Source organism: Bradyrhizobium sp. 26S5, from assembly GCF_036923295.1.
Lineage (GTDB): Bacteria > Pseudomonadota > Alphaproteobacteria > Rhizobiales > Xanthobacteraceae > Bradyrhizobium > Bradyrhizobium septentrionale.
In genome coordinates this window covers 8,497,318-8,513,792 of sequence record NZ_CP145948.1, presented here as the reverse complement: position 1 = coordinate 8,513,792, position 16,475 = coordinate 8,497,318, and the positions used below count along the sequence as shown (strand labels likewise).

General features: G+C 65.6%; 13 protein-coding genes, 1 pseudogene and 1 riboswitch. Of the genes and pseudogenes, 8 read left to right on the top strand and 6 right to left on the bottom strand.

The window, feature by feature from the left end; genetic code table 11:
• Positions 1 to 41 precede the first annotated feature (41 nt).
• Complete coding sequence (gene lysA / locus V5279_RS40295) at positions 42 to 1,307, top strand: diaminopimelate decarboxylase (RefSeq protein WP_166299113.1); 1,266 nt, start codon at positions 42 to 44, stop codon at positions 1,305 to 1,307.
• A gap of 197 nt (positions 1,308 to 1,504) precedes the next feature.
• Here the strand turns inward: lysA and V5279_RS40290 are convergent, their stop codons facing one another.
• Positions 1,505 to 2,416: an NAD(P)-dependent oxidoreductase gene (locus tag V5279_RS40290; RefSeq protein ID WP_338692371.1), complete on the bottom strand. Its 912-nt coding sequence runs from the start codon at positions 2,414 to 2,416 to the stop codon at positions 1,505 to 1,507.
• A 198-nt stretch (positions 2,417 to 2,614) separates the two neighbouring features.
• Complete coding sequence (locus V5279_RS40285) at positions 2,615 to 2,998, bottom strand: carboxymuconolactone decarboxylase family protein (protein WP_018268955.1); 384 nt, start codon at positions 2,996 to 2,998, stop codon at positions 2,615 to 2,617.
• 172 nt (positions 2,999 to 3,170) lie between these two features.
• Here V5279_RS40285 and V5279_RS40280 point away from each other — a divergent pair, with 172 nt between their 5' ends.
• Positions 3,171 to 5,783: a TIGR02302 family protein gene (locus V5279_RS40280; protein ID WP_338692370.1), complete on the top strand. Its 2,613-nt coding sequence runs from the start codon at positions 3,171 to 3,173 to the stop codon at positions 5,781 to 5,783.
• A 277-nt stretch (positions 5,784 to 6,060) separates the two neighbouring features.
• On the opposite strand, the gene V5279_RS40275 is transcribed toward V5279_RS40280, so the two are convergent.
• Together V5279_RS40275 and V5279_RS40270 are read right to left on the bottom strand one after the other, a co-directional pair.
• Positions 6,061 to 6,438, bottom strand: a complete 378-nt coding sequence (locus V5279_RS40275; RefSeq protein ID WP_166299376.1) for a response regulator — start codon at positions 6,436 to 6,438, stop codon at positions 6,061 to 6,063.
• A gap of 37 nt (positions 6,439 to 6,475) precedes the next feature.
• On the bottom strand, positions 6,476 to 7,339 hold the full coding sequence (locus tag V5279_RS40270) for an MJ0042-type zinc finger domain-containing protein (RefSeq protein WP_338692369.1): 864 nt from the start codon (positions 7,337 to 7,339) through the stop codon (positions 6,476 to 6,478).
• 160 nt (positions 7,340 to 7,499) lie between these two features.
• Here V5279_RS40270 and ftsE point away from each other — a divergent pair, with 160 nt between their 5' ends.
• The 6 genes from ftsE (at position 7,500) to V5279_RS40240 (ending at position 14,752) form a co-directional block, all read left to right on the top strand.
• Positions 7,500 to 8,159, top strand: coding sequence for a cell division ATP-binding protein FtsE (gene ftsE / locus V5279_RS40265; RefSeq protein ID WP_029079730.1), 660 nt, complete (start codon positions 7,500 to 7,502; stop codon positions 8,157 to 8,159).
• Complete coding sequence (locus V5279_RS40260; protein ID WP_166299375.1) at positions 8,152 to 9,123, top strand: cell division protein FtsX; 972 nt, start codon at positions 8,152 to 8,154, stop codon at positions 9,121 to 9,123. Before ftsE ends, V5279_RS40260 begins: the two co-directional genes overlap by 8 nt.
• 161 nt (positions 9,124 to 9,284) lie before the next feature.
• Positions 9,285 to 9,995, top strand: coding sequence for a YdcF family protein (locus tag V5279_RS40255; protein ID WP_338692368.1), 711 nt, complete (start codon positions 9,285 to 9,287; stop codon positions 9,993 to 9,995).
• A gap of 94 nt (positions 9,996 to 10,089) precedes the next feature.
• Positions 10,090 to 10,851: a lysophospholipid acyltransferase family protein gene (locus tag V5279_RS40250; RefSeq protein ID WP_338692367.1), complete on the top strand. Its 762-nt coding sequence runs from the start codon at positions 10,090 to 10,092 to the stop codon at positions 10,849 to 10,851.
• Between the two features lie 240 nt (positions 10,852 to 11,091).
• Positions 11,092 to 12,705, top strand: a complete 1,614-nt coding sequence (locus tag V5279_RS40245) for a hypothetical protein (RefSeq protein ID WP_338692366.1) — start codon at positions 11,092 to 11,094, stop codon at positions 12,703 to 12,705.
• Positions 12,706 to 12,919: 214 nt separating this feature from the next.
• On the top strand, positions 12,920 to 14,752 hold the full coding sequence (locus tag V5279_RS40240; protein ID WP_338692365.1) for a PQQ-binding-like beta-propeller repeat protein: 1,833 nt from the start codon (positions 12,920 to 12,922) through the stop codon (positions 14,750 to 14,752).
• Between the two features lie 122 nt (positions 14,753 to 14,874).
• Here the strand turns inward: V5279_RS40240 and glyA are convergent, their stop codons facing one another.
• Both glyA and V5279_RS40230 read right to left on the bottom strand, forming a co-directional pair.
• Entirely contained in the window at positions 14,875 to 16,155 is a 1,281-nt protein-coding gene (gene glyA / locus V5279_RS40235) for a serine hydroxymethyltransferase (RefSeq protein ID WP_338692364.1), read from the bottom strand.
• A 34-nt stretch (positions 16,156 to 16,189) separates the two neighbouring features.
• Positions 16,190 to 16,275: riboswitch (ZMP/ZTP riboswitch) on the bottom strand.
• Between the two features lie 76 nt (positions 16,276 to 16,351).
• Positions 16,352 to 16,471: pseudogene (locus V5279_RS40230) on the bottom strand (aldehyde dehydrogenase family protein); the annotation flags it as partial.
• Positions 16,472 to 16,475: the final 4 nt, after the last annotated feature.

Sequence of the window (16,475 nt, the reverse complement as noted above, 5' to 3'; positions counted from 1 at the left end):
CGGTTTTCCGACAAGATCATGCTCAAACAATCTAACGTGTCATGAACCATTTCGACTATCGCAACGGCGTGCTGCATGCCGAGGCGGTCAATCTCATTGAGCTGGCGGAAGCCGTCGGCACGCCGTTCTATTGCTATTCGACCGCAACGCTGGAGCGGCATTACCGCGTCTTCACCGAAGCCTTCGCAGGCGAGAAGGCGCTGGTCTGCTACGCCATGAAGGCGAACTCCAACCAGTCGGTGCTGCGCACGCTGGCCAAGCTCGGCGCCGGCGCCGACGTGGTGTCCGGCGGCGAGTTGAAGCGGGCGCTGGCGGCCGGCATTCCGCCATCGAAGATCGTGTTCTCCGGCGTCGGCAAGACCGAAGCCGAGCTGCGCGCGGCGCTCGCCACCGACATCCTCTGCATCAACATCGAGTCCGAGCCGGAGCTCGAGATGCTGTCGCGGCTTGCGGTCGAGATGAAGACGACGGCGCGGATCTCGGTGCGGGTCAATCCCGACGTCGATGCCGGCACCCATGCCAAGATCTCGACCGGCAAGTCCGAGAACAAGTTCGGCATTCCGATCGCGCGCGCCCGCGAGGTTTATGCCCGCGCCGCGAAGCTGCCGGGCATCCAGGTCACCGGCACCGATGTGCATATCGGCAGCCAGATCACCGATCTCGGTCCGCTGGAGGCGGCCTTCCGCCTGCTCGCCGATTTCGTGCAGACACTGCGCGCCGACGGCCACGACATCTCCCATGTCGATTTCGGCGGCGGCCTCGGCATTCCCTATTACATGGACCGCGCCGCGCCGCCGGCGCCGGATGCCTATGCCGCGATGGTCAAGCGCGTCACGCACAATCTTGGCTGCACGCTGATGTTCGAGCCGGGCCGCATGATCGTCGGCAATGCCGGCATCTTGGTCACCCGCGTGATCCATGTGAAGCCGGGCGATGCCAAGAACTTCGTCATCATCGACGCCGCGATGAACGACCTGATCCGGCCGACGCTGTATGAAGCCCATCACGATATCCTGCCGGTGCGCCAGCCCGCGCAGGGTACGCCGACCATGGTCGCCGACGTGGTCGGTCCGGTCTGCGAGACCGGCGACTATCTCGCGCTCGACCGCACGCTGCCGCAGCCGAAGGCCGGCGATCTCCTCGCGATCATGACCGCCGGCGCCTATGGCGCGGTGCAGGCCGGCACCTACAACACGCGGCCTCTAGTGCCGGAGGTGCTGGTCAAGGACGACCAGTATGCGATCGTTCGCCCGCGCATCGACGTCGACGCGCTGATTGCGATGGACAAGCCCGCGCCGTGGTTGTGAGGCACGCTGGCACCTCATTCTCGGTGTCGTCCCTGCCTAGTGCGCAATTGCGCACGGGAGCAGGGACCCATAACCACCGCTCTTGATTGTTGTACTGAGCTGGGGCCCCAGCTCAGCTAAACCACAAACGCCTGTGGTTATGGGTCCGGGTCGCGCTTCGCTTGCCCGGGACGACAGCGTTCAATTCGGCGAGAGCGTTACTTCGCGGCGTGCGCGCCGCCCTTGCCGCCACCCACGATCACGCCCGCGGCCTTCTCGATCGGCTTGATCGCCGCGGTGAAGTCCGACTCCGGCCCTTCTTCGCGGATGATCACTTCCCAGAGCCGGCCGACCGCTTCGGCGACCTCCATCGAAAGCCCGAGCGAGCGCATCTCCTCGACCGCGAGCCGCACGTCCTTCACCATCAACCCGGTGGCGAAGCCGAAATCGAAGCTGCGCGGCAAGACCGAACGCGGAAACTTGTCGCGGCTCGCGGTGTTCAGCCCCGAGCCCGCATTGATGACATCGATCATCACGGCCGGATCGAGCCCGGACTTGACGCCCATCACCACCGCTTCCGAAGTCGCGACCATCGCGGTCGCCGACAGGAAGTTGTTGGCGAGCTTCATGGTCTGGCCGGAGCCCGGCTTGGTGCCGATGAAGAACACCTTGCCGATCACGTCGAGCGCGGATTTCACCAACTCGAAATCGGCGCGCGGGCCCGACACCATCACCGCCAGCGTGCCTTTCTCGGCGCCGGAGACGCCGCCGGACACCGGGCTGTCGATCTGCACGATGTTCTTTTTCGCCAGCAGGTCGTGGATCTTCACTGCCATCTGTGAGCCGACGGTGGAGAGATCGATGAAGCGCTTGACGCGCGTGCCCTCGATCACGCCGCCTGTGCCGGTCGCGACCTCGAGCGAGGCCTGCAGCGAGGGCAGGCTCGCCATCACGGTCTCGACGCGGTCGGCGATGTCCTTGGGTGAGATTGCAGCCTCAGCGCCGAGCGCGACCAGCTTGTCGAGCGCGTCCTTGCTGGTGTCGAACACGGTGAGCTTGTGGCCGGCCTCGATCAGCCGGCGCGCCATCGGGAAGCCCATCTTCCCGAGGCCGATGAATCCGATTTCCATGAGTCGTTTCCTCTATGTCGTTTTTCGCGATGCCGCCTCCCCTCGATGTCGTCCCTGCGAAAGCAGGGACCCATAACCCCAGGACCAGATTGTTTGGCTCCGCTGGGGCCACAGCCGTCGTAGCGACAACGAGCTGTGGTTATGGGTCCCGGCTCGCGCTTCGCTTGGCCGAGACGACGATGCGGAGGCAGCAGCGCCTTACGCCTTGTTGTCGAGTTCGGCGAACACCTCGCGCGCGATGCGGAAGCTGTCGACGCCGGCGGGGATGCCGGCATAGATCGAGACCTGCATGAAGATCTCGCGGATCTCGTCGCGGGACACGCCGTTGGTCAGCGCGCCCTTGATGTGCGCCTTCAATTCGTGCGGCCGGTTCAGGATCGAGATCATGGCGAGGTTGAGCATGCTGCGGGTCTTGCGCGGTAGCTCCTCGCGGCCCCAGACCGCGCCCCAGCAATATTCGGTGACCAGTTCCTGGAACGGCTTGTTGAAGCTGTCCGAATTCTTCAGCGCATTGTTGACATAGGCCTCGCCGAGCACCGCCTTGCGGATTTCGAGCCCCTTGTCGTGCGTTTTTTGGTCCATATCGTTTCCTCATGCGTTAAGGCGTTGGTTCGGGCCGGGAAGTTACGGGGTCGAACCGCCGCAGTCACGCCTTCGTGTTATGCGTATTTCCCGGTGTGGGTTACGCCCCGGAACGGGTGCCTCAAAGCCGCCGCTGTGCTAAGCTGACCTGCCGGCTACCCCGGAGATTTTATTGAGCGGAGCCAACATCGACCCGTCCGACAACGCCTCACGCGCCGTCCGCGACAGCGATGCGATCGCGCGGCTGAAACTGACCGAGGCGCTGCAGCGGGCAAGATTTGCGATTGCGTGGGAACGGTCGTGGCCGCATCTGGCGCGGTTCCTGACGGTCGTGGGTCTGTTCCTGGTCGCGTCCTGGGCCGGGCTGTGGCTGGTGCTGCCGTTTGTCGCACGCGTCGCCGGCGCCGGCCTGTTCGCGATCGCCGCCCTCGCGATGCTGTTGCCGCTGCTGCGCTTCCGCTGGCCGAGCCGCGAGGAGGGCCTGAGCCGGCTCGACCGCGGCGCCGGCATCCCGCATCGCCCGGCGACCACGCTCTCCGATACGCTCACCAACAAGGATCCGTTCGCGCTGGCGCTGTGGCAGGCGCAGCGCGAGCGCACGCTGGCCTCGATCAAGCGCATCCGCGCCGGGCTGCCGCGGCCGCGCGTCTCGCTGCATGACCCCTGGGCGCTGCGCGCGCTGGTCATCGTGATGCTGATCGCAACCTATGTCGCCGCCGGCGACGAGCGCGGCCTGCGGGTTGCCTCCGCGTTCGACTGGAACGGCATCATGGCGCCGCCCAATGTCCGGGTCGATGCCTGGGTGACGCCGCCGAACTACACCGGCAAGCCGCCGATCATCCTGTCGAACGCCAACAAGGACGCCGCCGCGGCCGACAATGCCCCGCTCGCGGTTCCGGCCGGCAGCACGCTTTTGGTGCGCTCCAGCGGCGGCACCATCGACGTTGTCGTCGGTGGCGGCCTCACCGAGGTCGCGCCGGACGGGCAGGCGCCCAAGGGCACCAATGAGCGGCACTTCAAGATCGCCGCCGACGGCACCGCGCATGTCCGCGCGCCGGCCGGCCAGCCGCAGTGGAAATTCACCGCGACGCCGGACCGCCCGCCGTCGATCGCGCTCGCCAAGGATCCGGAGCGGCAGGCGCGCGGTTCGCTGCAGATGTCCTACCGGCTCGAGGACGATTACGGCGTCAGCGAAGCACGTGCGCAGTTCGCGGCGCGGCCAAGCGATGCGCCCAAGGATGGCGCCAAGGATGCTGCTAAGGATGCCGACGGCAAGGCGGCGCAGCCGCGTCCGCTGTTCGAGCCGCCGCAATTCGCGCTGGTGCTGCCCAACGCGCGCACCCGCAACGGCGTCGGCCAGACCGTCAAGGATCTTAGCGAAGACCCCTATGCCGGCGCCGACGTCACGCTGACGCTGACGGCCAAGGACGAGGCCGGCAATGAGGGCAAGAGCGAGCCGTTCAACATGCGGCTGCCCGAGCGGCTGTTCACCAAGCCGCTGGCGCGCGCGCTGATCGAGCAGCGCCGCATCCTGGCGCTCGACGCCAACCAGAACGGCCAGGTGTTCGCCGCGCTCGAGGCGCTGATGATCGCGCCGGAAATGTTCATGCCGGAGACCGGCTATTATCTTGGCCTCCATACCGTCAGCCGCCAGCTCGAGGCGGCACGCACCGACGATCAGCTGCGCGGGGTCGTGGCCAGCCTGTGGGCGCTCGCCGTCACCATCGAGGACGGCAACATCTCCGACGTCGACAAGGCGCTGCGCGCGGCGCAGGACGCGCTGAAGCAGGCGCTGGACCGCGGCGCGACCGACGAGGAGATCAAGAAGCTCACCGACAATCTGCGCGCGGCGCTGGACAATTTCCTGCGCCAGCTCACCGAGCAGTTCCGCAACAATCCGCAGCAGCTCGCCCGGCCGCTCGATCCCAATGCCAAAGTGTTGAGCCAGCAGGATCTCAAGAACATGCTCGACCGCATGGAGCGGCTGTCGCGTTCCGGCGACAAGGATGCGGCGCGGCAACTGCTCGAGCAGATGCAGCAGATGCTCGAAAACCTGCAGATGGCGCAGCCCAATCAGGGCGACGACGACATGCAGCAGTCGCTCAACGAGCTCGGCGACATGATCCGCAAGCAGCAGCAGTTGCGCGACAAGACCTTCAAGCAGGGCCAGGATTCCCGCCGCGACCGCATGCGCGGCAAGCAGGGCGAGCAGTCGATGGGCGACCTGCAGCAGGATCAGCAGGCGCTGCGCGACCGGCTGAAGAAGCTGCAGGAAGAGCTCGCCAAGCGCGGCATGGGTCCGGATCAGCGCGGCCAGAAGGGCCAGGGTCAGAAGGGCGACCAGGCCCAGCAGGGCGACCAAGGCGATCAGGGCGATGACGGCGACGGGCTCGACCAGGCCGACTCCGCGATGGGCGATGCCTCCGGCCGGCTCGGCGAGGGCAATGCCGACGGCGCGGTGGATTCGCAAGGGCGCGCGCTCGATGCGCTGCGCAAGGGCGCGCAGAGCCTTGCCGACGCCATGCAGCAGGGCGATGGCGACCAGCCCGGCGACGGCCCCGGCAACCGCGCCGGCCGCCAGCAGAGCGGCGGCAACCAGACCGATCCGCTCGGCCGTCCGTTGCACGGCCGCGAATTCGGTGACGACTACACGGTGAAGATCCCCGGCGAGATCGACGTCCAGCGCGTCCGCCGCATCCTCGAAGAACTGCGCCGCCGCCTCGCCGATCCGTCACGACCGCAGCTCGAGCTCGACTACATCGAGCGGCTGCTGAAGGATTATTGATCTCTCCGCGCCTTTCACTGTCATCGCCCGGCTTGACCGGGCGATCCAGTATTCCAGAGACGTCAGCGATCGAATCGAGAAGCCGCGGCGTACTGGATGCCCCGCCTTCGCGGGGCATGACGAGGTTGTGTGCGGGGGTTGCTTTGCGCGCAATGATGGCGTGCGAATATCCGTCTCCGCACACACCTCGTCATGCGCGGGCTTGACCCGCGCATCCATCAAGCTTCGCAAGACTCATTTTGAAGATGGATTGCCGGGGCAAGCCCGGCAATGACGGCTAGCTGGCCTTCCGCGCCGCCAGCGCATCCGCTACCGCAGTGCGGATATCGGCGATCGAGAACGGTTTCGTAACCACATCATGCACGATCGCCTCGAGGCCGGAGGCACGCTCGCGCTGATGGGCGAAGCCGGTCATCAGCAGGATCTTCAGCTCCGGGAAGTCGCGCGCCGCGGTCAGCGCCAGCGCGATGCCGTCCATCACCGGCATCTGGATATCGGTGAGCAGGAGGTCGAACGCGCCTTCATCGCGCGTCAGCATCTCCAGCGCCTCGGCGCCGTCCTGCGCGGTCACGGTCTCGTGGCCGTCCATGGCGATGGCGCGCGCCACCAGCGAGCGCATCGAGTCTTCGTCGTCGGCGATCAGAACACGCGTCATGGTGATGGGTCGGTTTCCGAGAGTGTTTGCCGGCGGCTCAGGCGCGGCCGCCGGTGAGATCGTGCTTGTTGAAGAAGCGTACGTCGATATTGCGGCCTTCGGGCGGCGGCGAGGCGAGGCGCGACTTGAAGAAGGCGCGCTCGCCGGGATTGAGCACCGGCTGCTCCAGCACCGCATTCCAGGCATAGATTTCCGCGCCCTGCGCGTCGCGGACCGAGAAGCGCAGCCGCGGCAATTCGACCGGCTTCCTGGTCTGGCCGACGATCATGCCCTCGATCACCAGCACCGGCTTGCCGTCCACGGTCTCGTTGGTGATCTTGAGGTCCTTGAAGGCGAGCCCGCGCAGATTCACGTCGAGCCCGACCATCTTGTAGAACAGGGCGGTTTGCGGCAGCAGGCGCACGACGTCGTTGCGCCAGACGAACAGCGCGATGATCAGCGCGGCCATGGCGCCGCAGGTGGTCGGCAGGGCGCCGATCACAGGCATGAAGGGAATTCGGGGCAGCGAGGGCAGCCGGAAGAGCCGGGGAAGCCGCGGCAGGCGGAAGCGGCGCTTGGTTCCGGTCACCTGTTGGCCGTCGGCATGGGCAGCGGCATCCGCCGCGGCGACCGCCGGCCACGCGGTGGCGTCGCTCTCGCTGGGCAAATCGGCCGAAATCGAGGGGCTTTCGACCACTGGGGTCTCGTCAGCCTCCTCCCGGCCCATCGCGTTCCATTCGGCGGCGAGATCGGAGCCTGCGGACTGATGGGCCAAGACGGGCGCCGTCACCCCGACGGCGTCCTCCGGTCGGGCCAGCCAGACCTCCCGGCAGCGGGAACAACGGACGCTGCGCCCGGCCTCCCCCAGGGTGGCCGGATTGATGGCATAGGATGTTGTACAATGCGGGCAAACGATATGCATGGAGCCGAATCTCCACCGTATGGTATGCCCGGATGCTACTGAGCGACCGTTAACGAATCGGAAACCATAACCGACGCACAACCTTTCTGTGCGGTTCGTGGCCGGTCGGCCGGCAGTATGGGGTATTCGGCCATCGGCCCTCTCGAACGGAGCTAGCGCATTGGTTCGGTTCGAAAATGTCGGTTTGCGCTACGGGCTCGGCCCGGAGATTTTGCGCGACCTCTCGTTCATGATCCCGGCGCATTCGTTCCAGTTCCTGACCGGCCCGTCCGGCGCCGGCAAGACCTCGCTGCTGCGGCTGTTGTTCCTGTCGCTGCGGCCGACCCGCGGGCTGGTCAATCTGTTCGGCAAGGACGTCTCCCTGCTGAGCAAGGACCAGGTCGCCGACCTGCGCAAACGGATCGGCATCGTACTGCAGGATTTCCGCCTGCTCGACCATATGACGACCTACGAGAATGTCGCGCTGCCGTTCCGGGTGATGGGCCGCGACGAATCGAGCTATCGCCGCGAGGTGATCGACCTCCTGAAATGGGTCGGCCTCGGCGAGCGCATGGATGCGCTGCCGCCGATCCTGTCGGGCGGCGAGAAGCAGCGCGCGGCGATCGCGCGCGCGGTGATCTCGCGGCCGCAATTGCTGCTGGCGGACGAGCCGACCGGCAGCGTCGATCCGACGCTCGGGCGCCGCCTGTTGCGGCTGTTCATCGAGCTCAACAAATCGGGCACCGCTGTTATCATCGCGACCCACGACATCACGCTGATGGATCAATACGAGGCGCGGCGGCTGGTGCTGCATCAGGGACGGCTGCACATCTATGAATAGGAGCGGCGACGAGAAAGTGTCGTTGGTCGATCTCGGGCGCGAACGCCCGCAGGTCCCGGCCACGGCGCGCAACATGTCGCCGATCGTGCCGCGCGCCTCGATCTCGGGCCGCGCGCTGGTCGCGGTGGTCGCGATCATGACCTTCCTCGCCTCGCTGACGACCGGCACCGTTCTCTTGGTTAGTGCATCCGCGGCCGAATGGCAGTCCGAAGTGTCGAGCGAGATCACCATCCAGGTGCGCCCCTCACCGGGCCGCGACCTCGATCGCGACGCGCAGGCGGCTGCGGATGCGATGCGGGCGCAGTCCGGCATTCTCGAGGTCCGGCCGTTCAGCAAGGAGGAATCCGCCAAACTGCTGGAGCCGTGGCTCGGCAGCGGGCTCTCGATCGAGGAGCTGCCGGTGCCGCGCGTCATCGTGGCGCGGGTGCAGCCCGGCACCACGCTCGATCTCGCCGCGCTGCGCGCGCGGGTGACGCAGGTGGCGCCGACCGCAAGCGTCGACGATCACCGCGCCTGGATCGAGCGCATGCGCTCGATGACCGGCGCCACGGTGTTTGCCGGCGTCGGCATCCTCATCCTCGTGATCATCGCCACCATCATCTCGGTGTCGTTTGCGACCCGCGGCGCGATGGCGTCCAACCGTCCGATCGTCGAGGTGCTGCATTTCGTCGGCGCCGGCGACAGCTACATCGCCAACCGCTTCCTGCGGCATTTCCTTCGGCTCGGCCTTGAAGGCGGGTTGATCGGCGGCGGCGCGGCGATGCTGGCGTTCGGCTTCTCCGAGTCGATCGCCAACTGGTTCTCCGGCACGCCGGTGGGCGACCAGTTCGCGGCGCTGCTCGGCACGTTCTCGCTGCGCCCATCGGGCTATCTGGTGCTGGCGATGCAGGCGGTGCTGATCGCGGCGATCACCGCCTGGGCGTCGCGGCGCACATTGTTTGCCACGCTCGACGACATCGATTGACGGCGCACGACAGCGCAACCATGAGGTCAGTCGCGTGATCGCATTTCGCCGCCAGAGTGTGATCCCGCGCGTATTCGCGCAGCCGTCGTCACGGCAAAACCGGGTTTCCACTTTTCCAGTTCATGCATTAAAATCGCCCGGGGGAAGGGTAACCGCATCACATGAGTTTGCAGTCCGACGATACGTCGCCGAATGGCTATGCCGCGCCTCCGCGCGGCTGGCTGCGCGCCGTCATCGTCGCGCCGCTGGCGCTTGGCTTCGTTGCCGCGGCGGTCGGCTTTGTCGGCTTCCTCTCGCAATTGCGCGGCGTCGAGACCGACCCGCCGCACAATGCCGACGGCATCGTGGTGCTGACCGGCGGCTCGTCGCGGGTGTCGGACGCGATGGAATTGCTCGCCGCGGGCTACGGCAAGCGGCTGTTGATCTCGGGCGTGCATCCGACCAACGACGCCGGCGACATCTCCCGCTCGGTGCCCGATAGTCGGGGGCTGATGAGCTGCTGCGTCGATCTCGACCGCTCGGCGGTCAACACCCGCAGCAATGCGGCGGAGACGCGGCGCTGGGCGCGCGAGCGCGGCTTCAAATCGCTGATCGTGGTGACCTCGAACTACCACATGCCGCGCGCGATCGTGGAACTGTCACATGCGATGCCCGACGTCACGCTGATCCCGTTCGCGGTCGTTGGCGACAAATGGCGCGACGAGCCGTGGTGGACCAGTGGCGGAACCTTTCGTCTCTTGCTATCGGAATACGCCAAATATGTCGCCGCGGAGGTCCGGGTGCGGCTCGCCGATATCGGCCTCGACCTGACCTCCGATCTCGCCGAGCCGGCAGCCGCATCGCGCCGTCCGGCGACGGCGCAGGCGAATTAGGATTAGGCATGATCCGGAAAAGTGCGGAGCGGTTTTCCCTCGCGACAAACGCGGAACGCGTTTGCGCGGAGTTCATGCTCAAACAAGGACTGAAATGATCTTCCTGCGCTCGCTGATCTTCAACGTGCTGTTCTATCTGGTGCTGGTGGTGCTCTGCATCATCGCGCTGCCGGCGCTGCTGCTGCCGCGCGGCGCGATGATGGCACTCGAAGGCGCCTGGGCCAGCATCAGCCTGTTCCTGATGCGCGTGGTCTGCAACATCAAGATCGAGTTTCGCGGCGTCGAGAAGATTCCGAAGGGACCGCTGGTGATCGCCTCGAAGCACCAGTCGTTCTGGGAGACCTTTGCGCTGGTGCGCTTCTTCGACCATCCGTTGTTCATCCTCAAGCGCGAGCTGATGATGATCCCGGTGTTCGGCTGGTACCTCAAGAAGGTCGGCATGATCTCGGTCGAGCGTGGCGGCGGCCCGCGCTCACTGATCAAGACGCTGAAGCGCGCGGCGGCCGAGGTGAAGCTCGGCCGTCAGCTCGTGATCTTCCCGGAGGGCACGCGCACCGCGCCTGGGGCTGTGCCGAACTACAAGGCCGGCGTCGCGCAGATCTATGCCGAGAGCGGCGTGCCGTGCCTGCCGGTCGCGCTCAATTCCGGGCTGTTCTGGCCGCGCCGCACCTTCATGCGCTATCCCGGCACGCTGGTGGTCGAATTCCTCGATCCGCTGCCGCCGGGATTGCCGCGCGACGAGTTCATGACCCGCCTGCGCGACCAGATCGAGACCGCCACCAGCCGGATCGTCGAGGCCGGCCGCGCCGAGCAGGCGCAATTGTTCGGCGGCATGCCGAGCGAGGCGAAGGGTTAGGGCGGAAGCCTTTCCACAAATCGCCGTGCCCGAAGCCGTCGTCCCACGGCTGCATGGCCGCTCAATCTCGATCCCTATTGTTTCGGAAGATTGCCGGCCAACCGCCTTCTGCAGCCATCGGTGGATCGCATCAATATTTTCCGAAACGTGAACGCGACAGTCGGAGATCTGTCACAGCAGTGTTGCGATCCGCCGCTTATGAGCAATCCATTTTGATCTTCAAAAAATGGGGGCTCTCGGATGTTCAAGACAATCTCCACACCACAAGCAATCGGCCGCGCAATTGTCCGGCGCCTGATCGCGGGGACGGCTCTCTCACCGGTGCTGTTCGCAGTCCATCCGGCCTTTTCCCAGATTGCAGGCAATCCGCACGAATTGCTCGTCAGCGGCGCGCTCTACGCAGGCAAGCCGTCGACCGTCGCCGTGGGCCAGACCCTGCCGACGGGCGGAATTGCGGTGGCTGACGGCACCTATCCGACGGTCTTCAACAATGTGGCGGTTGATTCGAACTTCGGCGTGACTGCGCCGGTCGTGATCAAGAAGTATCATCTGGAAGGCGGTCGCCTTGCCGAAATCGGCGCGCTGACTGTCCCGGCAGACATCGCGGTGACAAGCTTCAGCTCCAAGTCAGAATTGTCGCTTCACCTGTCGCCCGACGGCAAGGCCGTGACATTCATGGGCTATGACGCTACGGTGAACGAGCTGGATGTTTCCAACTCCAATTCGCCCAACCATGTCGATCCCACCAATCCGGACACCAGCGTGCATGCACGCGTGGTGGCGGAGCTCGGTTTTGACGGATCACTGCACCGGACCAAGGTCAACGTTTACAGCGGCGACAATGGCCGCGGCGCGATCCGTGCCAACAAGGTCAATGGCACCCAGGCCGACCAGTATTTCACGGTCGGCAATGCCGGTAACGGCAGCGGCACCCAGCCGGTGCTGATCGTCAATGACACCGGCGTTCAACTCGCGACGCCGGGCAGCGATGGTTCTGACACCGTGGTTGGCGTGCAGCAGGGAACGCCCGGCAGCAAGAACGGCTTTCAGTTCGGCTTCTCCGTCGGCCAGCTAGGCTTTGCCGCGGACAAGTCCGGCAAGGACGACAATTTCCGCGGCCTCGCGATCTCTGACAACACGCTCTACGTAACCAAGGGCAGCGGAAGCAACGGCATCAACACGGTCTATCAGGTCGGCGCGCCGGGAGTTCTCCCGACCCGGGATACGGCCGCCGCGACGGCGTTCAGCATTCTTCCGGGTTTCCCGAGCAATCCCGCGGTGAACTCCGGCGCGAACGGCTTCTATCCCTTCGGCATCTGGTTTGCCAATGCGACGACGCTTTATGTCGCCCAGGAGGGCGACGGCAACCTGGCCGACGCGGCAACGTCGCCGACGGCGGGCCTTCAGAAATGGGTCTATGCGAACGGCAGCTGGAGCCTTGCGTACACGCTGCAGAAGGGGCTGAACCTCGGCACGGCCTATCATGTGAAGGGATATCCGACCGACCCGGCGACGGGCGGCCTGCGCAACATCACGGGCCGCGTGAACCGCAACGGCACCGCGACGGTCTTCGCCGTGACGTCGACGGTGAGCAATTCGGTCGAGCCCGGCGCCGATCCGAATCTGGTGGTCGCCATCACGGACAAGGTGGCGGCGACGGCGCTTCCGGCGAATGAGGCCTTCGATGTCGTCGTGCCGCCGGCCTTCGGCATGGTCTATCGCGGTGTGTCGTTCGCTCCCGTCAATTGCGACGGCGATCATGGCCGGATGAAGGACCATGGCCGCGGCAATGACGACGGCAAAAACCTGCAGGACGATGTCTGCGGTCCAACCAGGATCGCGGCGGGTCACTGATCGTCCGCAGTGACCGGAGCTTTGCTGGCTGCGCGTGCAAGGCGGGCGACGCGGCCGGCGTCATCCGGGTCGGCAGTTACGAAGGAGCACAAGCGGCGGCTCAACCGCCGGCTTGTCGCTCGGCTAGCTCGGTAATCGGGCGGGATTGGCAACCATCCGGGTTCTGCTAGGCTGCAACAGTTCTTGTCATCAACAGCAACGCTGGTGAACGACGATGAAACTGGTTGCTGCGACGGCCGTCATCCTGATCTGGTCTTGCCTCCCGGCGACAGCGCAGCAACGCGCCGCCGCGCTCTACGCGCAACGCTGCGCGCAGTGCCACGACAGCGGCAACGCAGATAGTCGCGTGCCGAGCCGCGCCGCGCTGCAGGCAAAATCGTTCGACGAGGTTGTGGGTGCGATCACCACGGGCGCGATGGCATCCTTCGCACAGGGGCTGACCGGTGACGAACGCGCGGCGATCGCCTCGCTCGTCACCGGCAAGGCCGCGTCGCATGCGTCGACCGAGAATGCGGGCCAATGCGCGCCGAGCGAGGCCGGCTTTCCGCAACCGACCGATGGGCCAGGATGGAATGGTTGGGGCGCGGATCTCAACAACAGCCGGTTTCAGCCGGCGGCCGTGGCCGGCCTCACATCAGATGAAGTCCCCCGGTTACGTCTGAAATGGGCGTTCGGATTCCCGAACACGTCCACCGCCTTCGCTCAGCCGACCGTCGTCGGCGGCCTGCTGTTCGTCGGCGGCGGCGACCGCAAGGTGCACGCCCTCGACGCCAAAAGCGGATGCACCCGCTGGGTGTTTCCGACCGAGGCGGCGGTCCGGACCGCGATCAGTTTTGCCCCGCTGGACAACGGCCAGCCCGCCATCTTCTTTGGCGATCTGTTCGCCAACGTCTACGCCGTGAATGCTGTGACCGGCGCGCTGATCTGGAAGAGCAGGGCCGACGATCATCTGGCCGCCCGGATCACCGGCGCGCCAGTCTTCCATTCCGGCGTCGTCTATGTCGGGGTTTCATCGATCGAGGAGGCCACGGGGTCGCGGCCGACCTACCAATGCTGCACGTTTCGCGGCAGCGTCGTTGCACTGAAGGCCGAGACCGGCGCGCAGATCTGGAAGAGCTACACCATCCCTGAGGTGCCGCATCCGACCAAGACCAACGCCATCGGCACCCAGCTGTTTGGTCCGGCCGGAGCGTCGGTCTGGTCCGCGCCGACCATCGACGTGCAGCGCCAGGCGCTCTACGTCGCGACGTCGAACAGCTATGCCGATCCGGCGACCGACACCAGCGATGCCGTCCTCGCGTTCGATCTGGCGACCGGCCGGATGCTTTGGCATCAGCAGGCCACGCCCAGGGACAGCTTCGTCGTTGCGTGTTTCGGCGCCGACCAGACCAACTGTCCTGACAGCCGCGGACCCGATCATGACTTCGGCCAATCGCCCATCCTGGTGAGCTTGCGCAACGGACAACGCGCGCTGGTGATCGGCCAGAAATCCGGCGTGGTCCATGCACTGGATCCCGATCATGACGGCAAGATCCTGTGGCAGACGCGGATCGGCCAGGGCGGCCCGTTGGGCGGGACCGAGTGGGGCTCGGCTGCGGACCAGGACCGGATCTACGTCGCCAATTCGGACGTGCGGTTTCTAAGGGACGGCACGAGGCGTCTCAATTCAAGCGAAGGCGGCGGCCTGTTCGGACTGGATCTTGCGACCGGGAAGGTCACGATGCAGGTGGCGCCGGTCGCCTGCGGCGACCGCCCCCAGTGCAGCCCGGCGCTGTCGGCCGCGATCACCGTCATTCCCGGCGTCGTGTTCTCAGGCGGCGTGAGCGGCTTCTTGCGCGCCTATGCAACCGACGACGCTCGGCTGCTCTGGGAGATCGACACGGCCCGCGACTACACCACGATCAATGGCGTTGCGGCCCGTGGCGGTGCCATGGACGGACCCGGCCCGATCGTTGTGGATCACATGCTGTACGTCAATTCCGGCTACGCGCAGTGGAGCGGCTTGCCCGGCAATGTTCTGCTGGCCTTCGAGGTCGGCAATCCCTGACGAGCGCATAGAGCGTTTTCGAGCGAAGCCTGTCCCGCACTTGATGCGGGATGCGCACCGGCGGCGCCAAACTCCGTTCGGCATGTCTCCGCGCCAGGCTGCGGTTGCCGGTGTGCCGCCGGTCAGTTCGGTCCGGACGCGGACACCACGCCTGGAACAGGAAAAGCCCGGCACATCTCGGTGCATTCCGACCTGAGGCGCGCGACGACCGCATCGTCTCCATTCGCCCGCAGAGCCGCCGCAATGAACCCGCCGATACGATGCATTTCGGCTTCTCCCATGCCGCGCGTGGTCGCCGCCGGTGTCCCGAGGCGAACACCGCTCGGCCTGAGCGGCGGGCGCGGATCGTCCGGAATGACTTGCTTGTTGGTGGTGATGGCGATGGCATCGAGCACGTCCTCGGCCGCTCGCCCGTTCAGCCCGACCGATGCTGCCGTATCGACGACCATCATGTGATTGTCCGTCCCGTCGGTGACCAGCTTCATCCCTCGATCCATCAGCGCGCCGGAAAGCACCTTCGCGTTGCGCAAGACCTGCCGCGCGTAGGCCTGGAAATCCGCGGTCGCCGCCTTCTTGAGCGTCACGGCAATCCCGGCCACGACGTTCATGTGAGGCCCGCCCTGCAAACCGGGAAAGACCGAAGCATCGATCCGGCCGGCATGTTCCTTCCGGCACAGGATGATCCCGCCACGGGGGCCGCGCAGCGACTTGTGGGACGTCGTCGTCATGACGTCGAAGCCGGCATCGAGCGGATTGCGCATGACGTCAGCGGCAACCAATCCGCCATAATGGCTGACGTCGGCCATCGTGAGCGCGCCGACTTCGTCGGCAATGCTCTTGAATGCCGCATAGTCCAGGTCGCGCGGATAGGAGCTGTAGCCGCACAACACCATCTTCGGACGCGCTTCACGCGCCGTCGCGCGCAATGCGTCGAAATCGATCGCGCCGCCGTTTGACGGCGCCGTCTTGTAGCGAATGAAGTTGAACAAGCGCCCCATGTGGGACACCGGCGCGCCGTGGGTGAGATGACCGCCATGGGACAGGTCCATGGCGAGAATGGTGTCGCCGGGATTCAACAGGCCGAGATAGACGGCCTGATTCATCGGTGATCCGGAAAGCGGCTGAACGTTGGCGTGCTCGGCACGAAACAGCGAGCAGGCCCGCTGCCGCGCGAGGTTCTCGATGTTGTCCGTATACTGCTGGCCGCCGTAGTATCGGCGTCCCGGATACCCTTCCGAATATTTATTGGTGAAGACGGAGCCGAGCAGTTCGAGCACCTCCGGGTAGGTGTAGTTCTCGGACGGAATCAGTTCGACGCCGTCCTGTTGACGGCGCTCTTCGCCCGCAAGGGCGGCGGCGATCTCTTGATCGTTGATGGACAGTTCGTTGCGAAACGACGGCATGCTCGGGCTCCTCAACACGCTGTTTTTCCAGCAGATGGGTTGCCCAGGCGATCGGCGTTGAAACCCTTCGCGCTTCACCGTGGTCAATTCCACGTTGGCTCGCCAGTCGCGCGAAAGGACGAATGAGCACGGAGACTCTTCGTGAGGCAGAACTTAGCCGACCGGCGGACCTTTCGCAACGACCAGTTCAATGACCGCGGACAAGGGCGATGCCACTTTCGTGGCCGACGCCGGAAAACATCATGCCTCCGAACGGCATCATGTAGCTGAAGGCGCGGTAGGTGTTCACCCGCACGGTGCCGGCGAGCAGCTGCTTGTCA

Bases quoted from the DNA above. Each gene is read 5' to 3' on its own strand.
- V5279_RS40240 (WP_338692365.1), top strand. From the start codon at position 12,920: ATGAAACTGGTTGCTGCGACGGCCGTCATCCTGATCTGGTCTTGCCTC.
- V5279_RS40270 (WP_338692369.1), bottom strand. From the start codon at position 7,339: ATGCATATCGTTTGCCCGCATTGTACAACATCCTATGCCATCAATCCG.
- V5279_RS40255 (WP_338692368.1), top strand. From the start codon at position 9,285: ATGAGTTTGCAGTCCGACGATACGTCGCCGAATGGCTATGCCGCGCCT.
- V5279_RS40285 (WP_018268955.1), bottom strand. From the start codon at position 2,998: ATGGACCAAAAAACGCACGACAAGGGGCTCGAAATCCGCAAGGCGGTG.
- V5279_RS40290 (WP_338692371.1), bottom strand. From the start codon at position 2,416: ATGGAAATCGGATTCATCGGCCTCGGGAAGATGGGCTTCCCGATGGCG.
- V5279_RS40250 (WP_338692367.1), top strand. From the start codon at position 10,090: ATGATCTTCCTGCGCTCGCTGATCTTCAACGTGCTGTTCTATCTGGTG.
- V5279_RS40260 (WP_166299375.1), top strand. From the start codon at position 8,152: ATGAATAGGAGCGGCGACGAGAAAGTGTCGTTGGTCGATCTCGGGCGC.
- V5279_RS40245 (WP_338692366.1), top strand. From the start codon at position 11,092: ATGTTCAAGACAATCTCCACACCACAAGCAATCGGCCGCGCAATTGTC.
- V5279_RS40275 (WP_166299376.1), bottom strand. From the start codon at position 6,438: ATGACGCGTGTTCTGATCGCCGACGACGAAGACTCGATGCGCTCGCTG.
- lysA (WP_166299113.1), top strand. From the start codon at position 42: ATGAACCATTTCGACTATCGCAACGGCGTGCTGCATGCCGAGGCGGTC.
- glyA (WP_338692364.1), bottom strand. From the start codon at position 16,155: ATGCCGTCGTTTCGCAACGAACTGTCCATCAACGATCAAGAGATCGCC.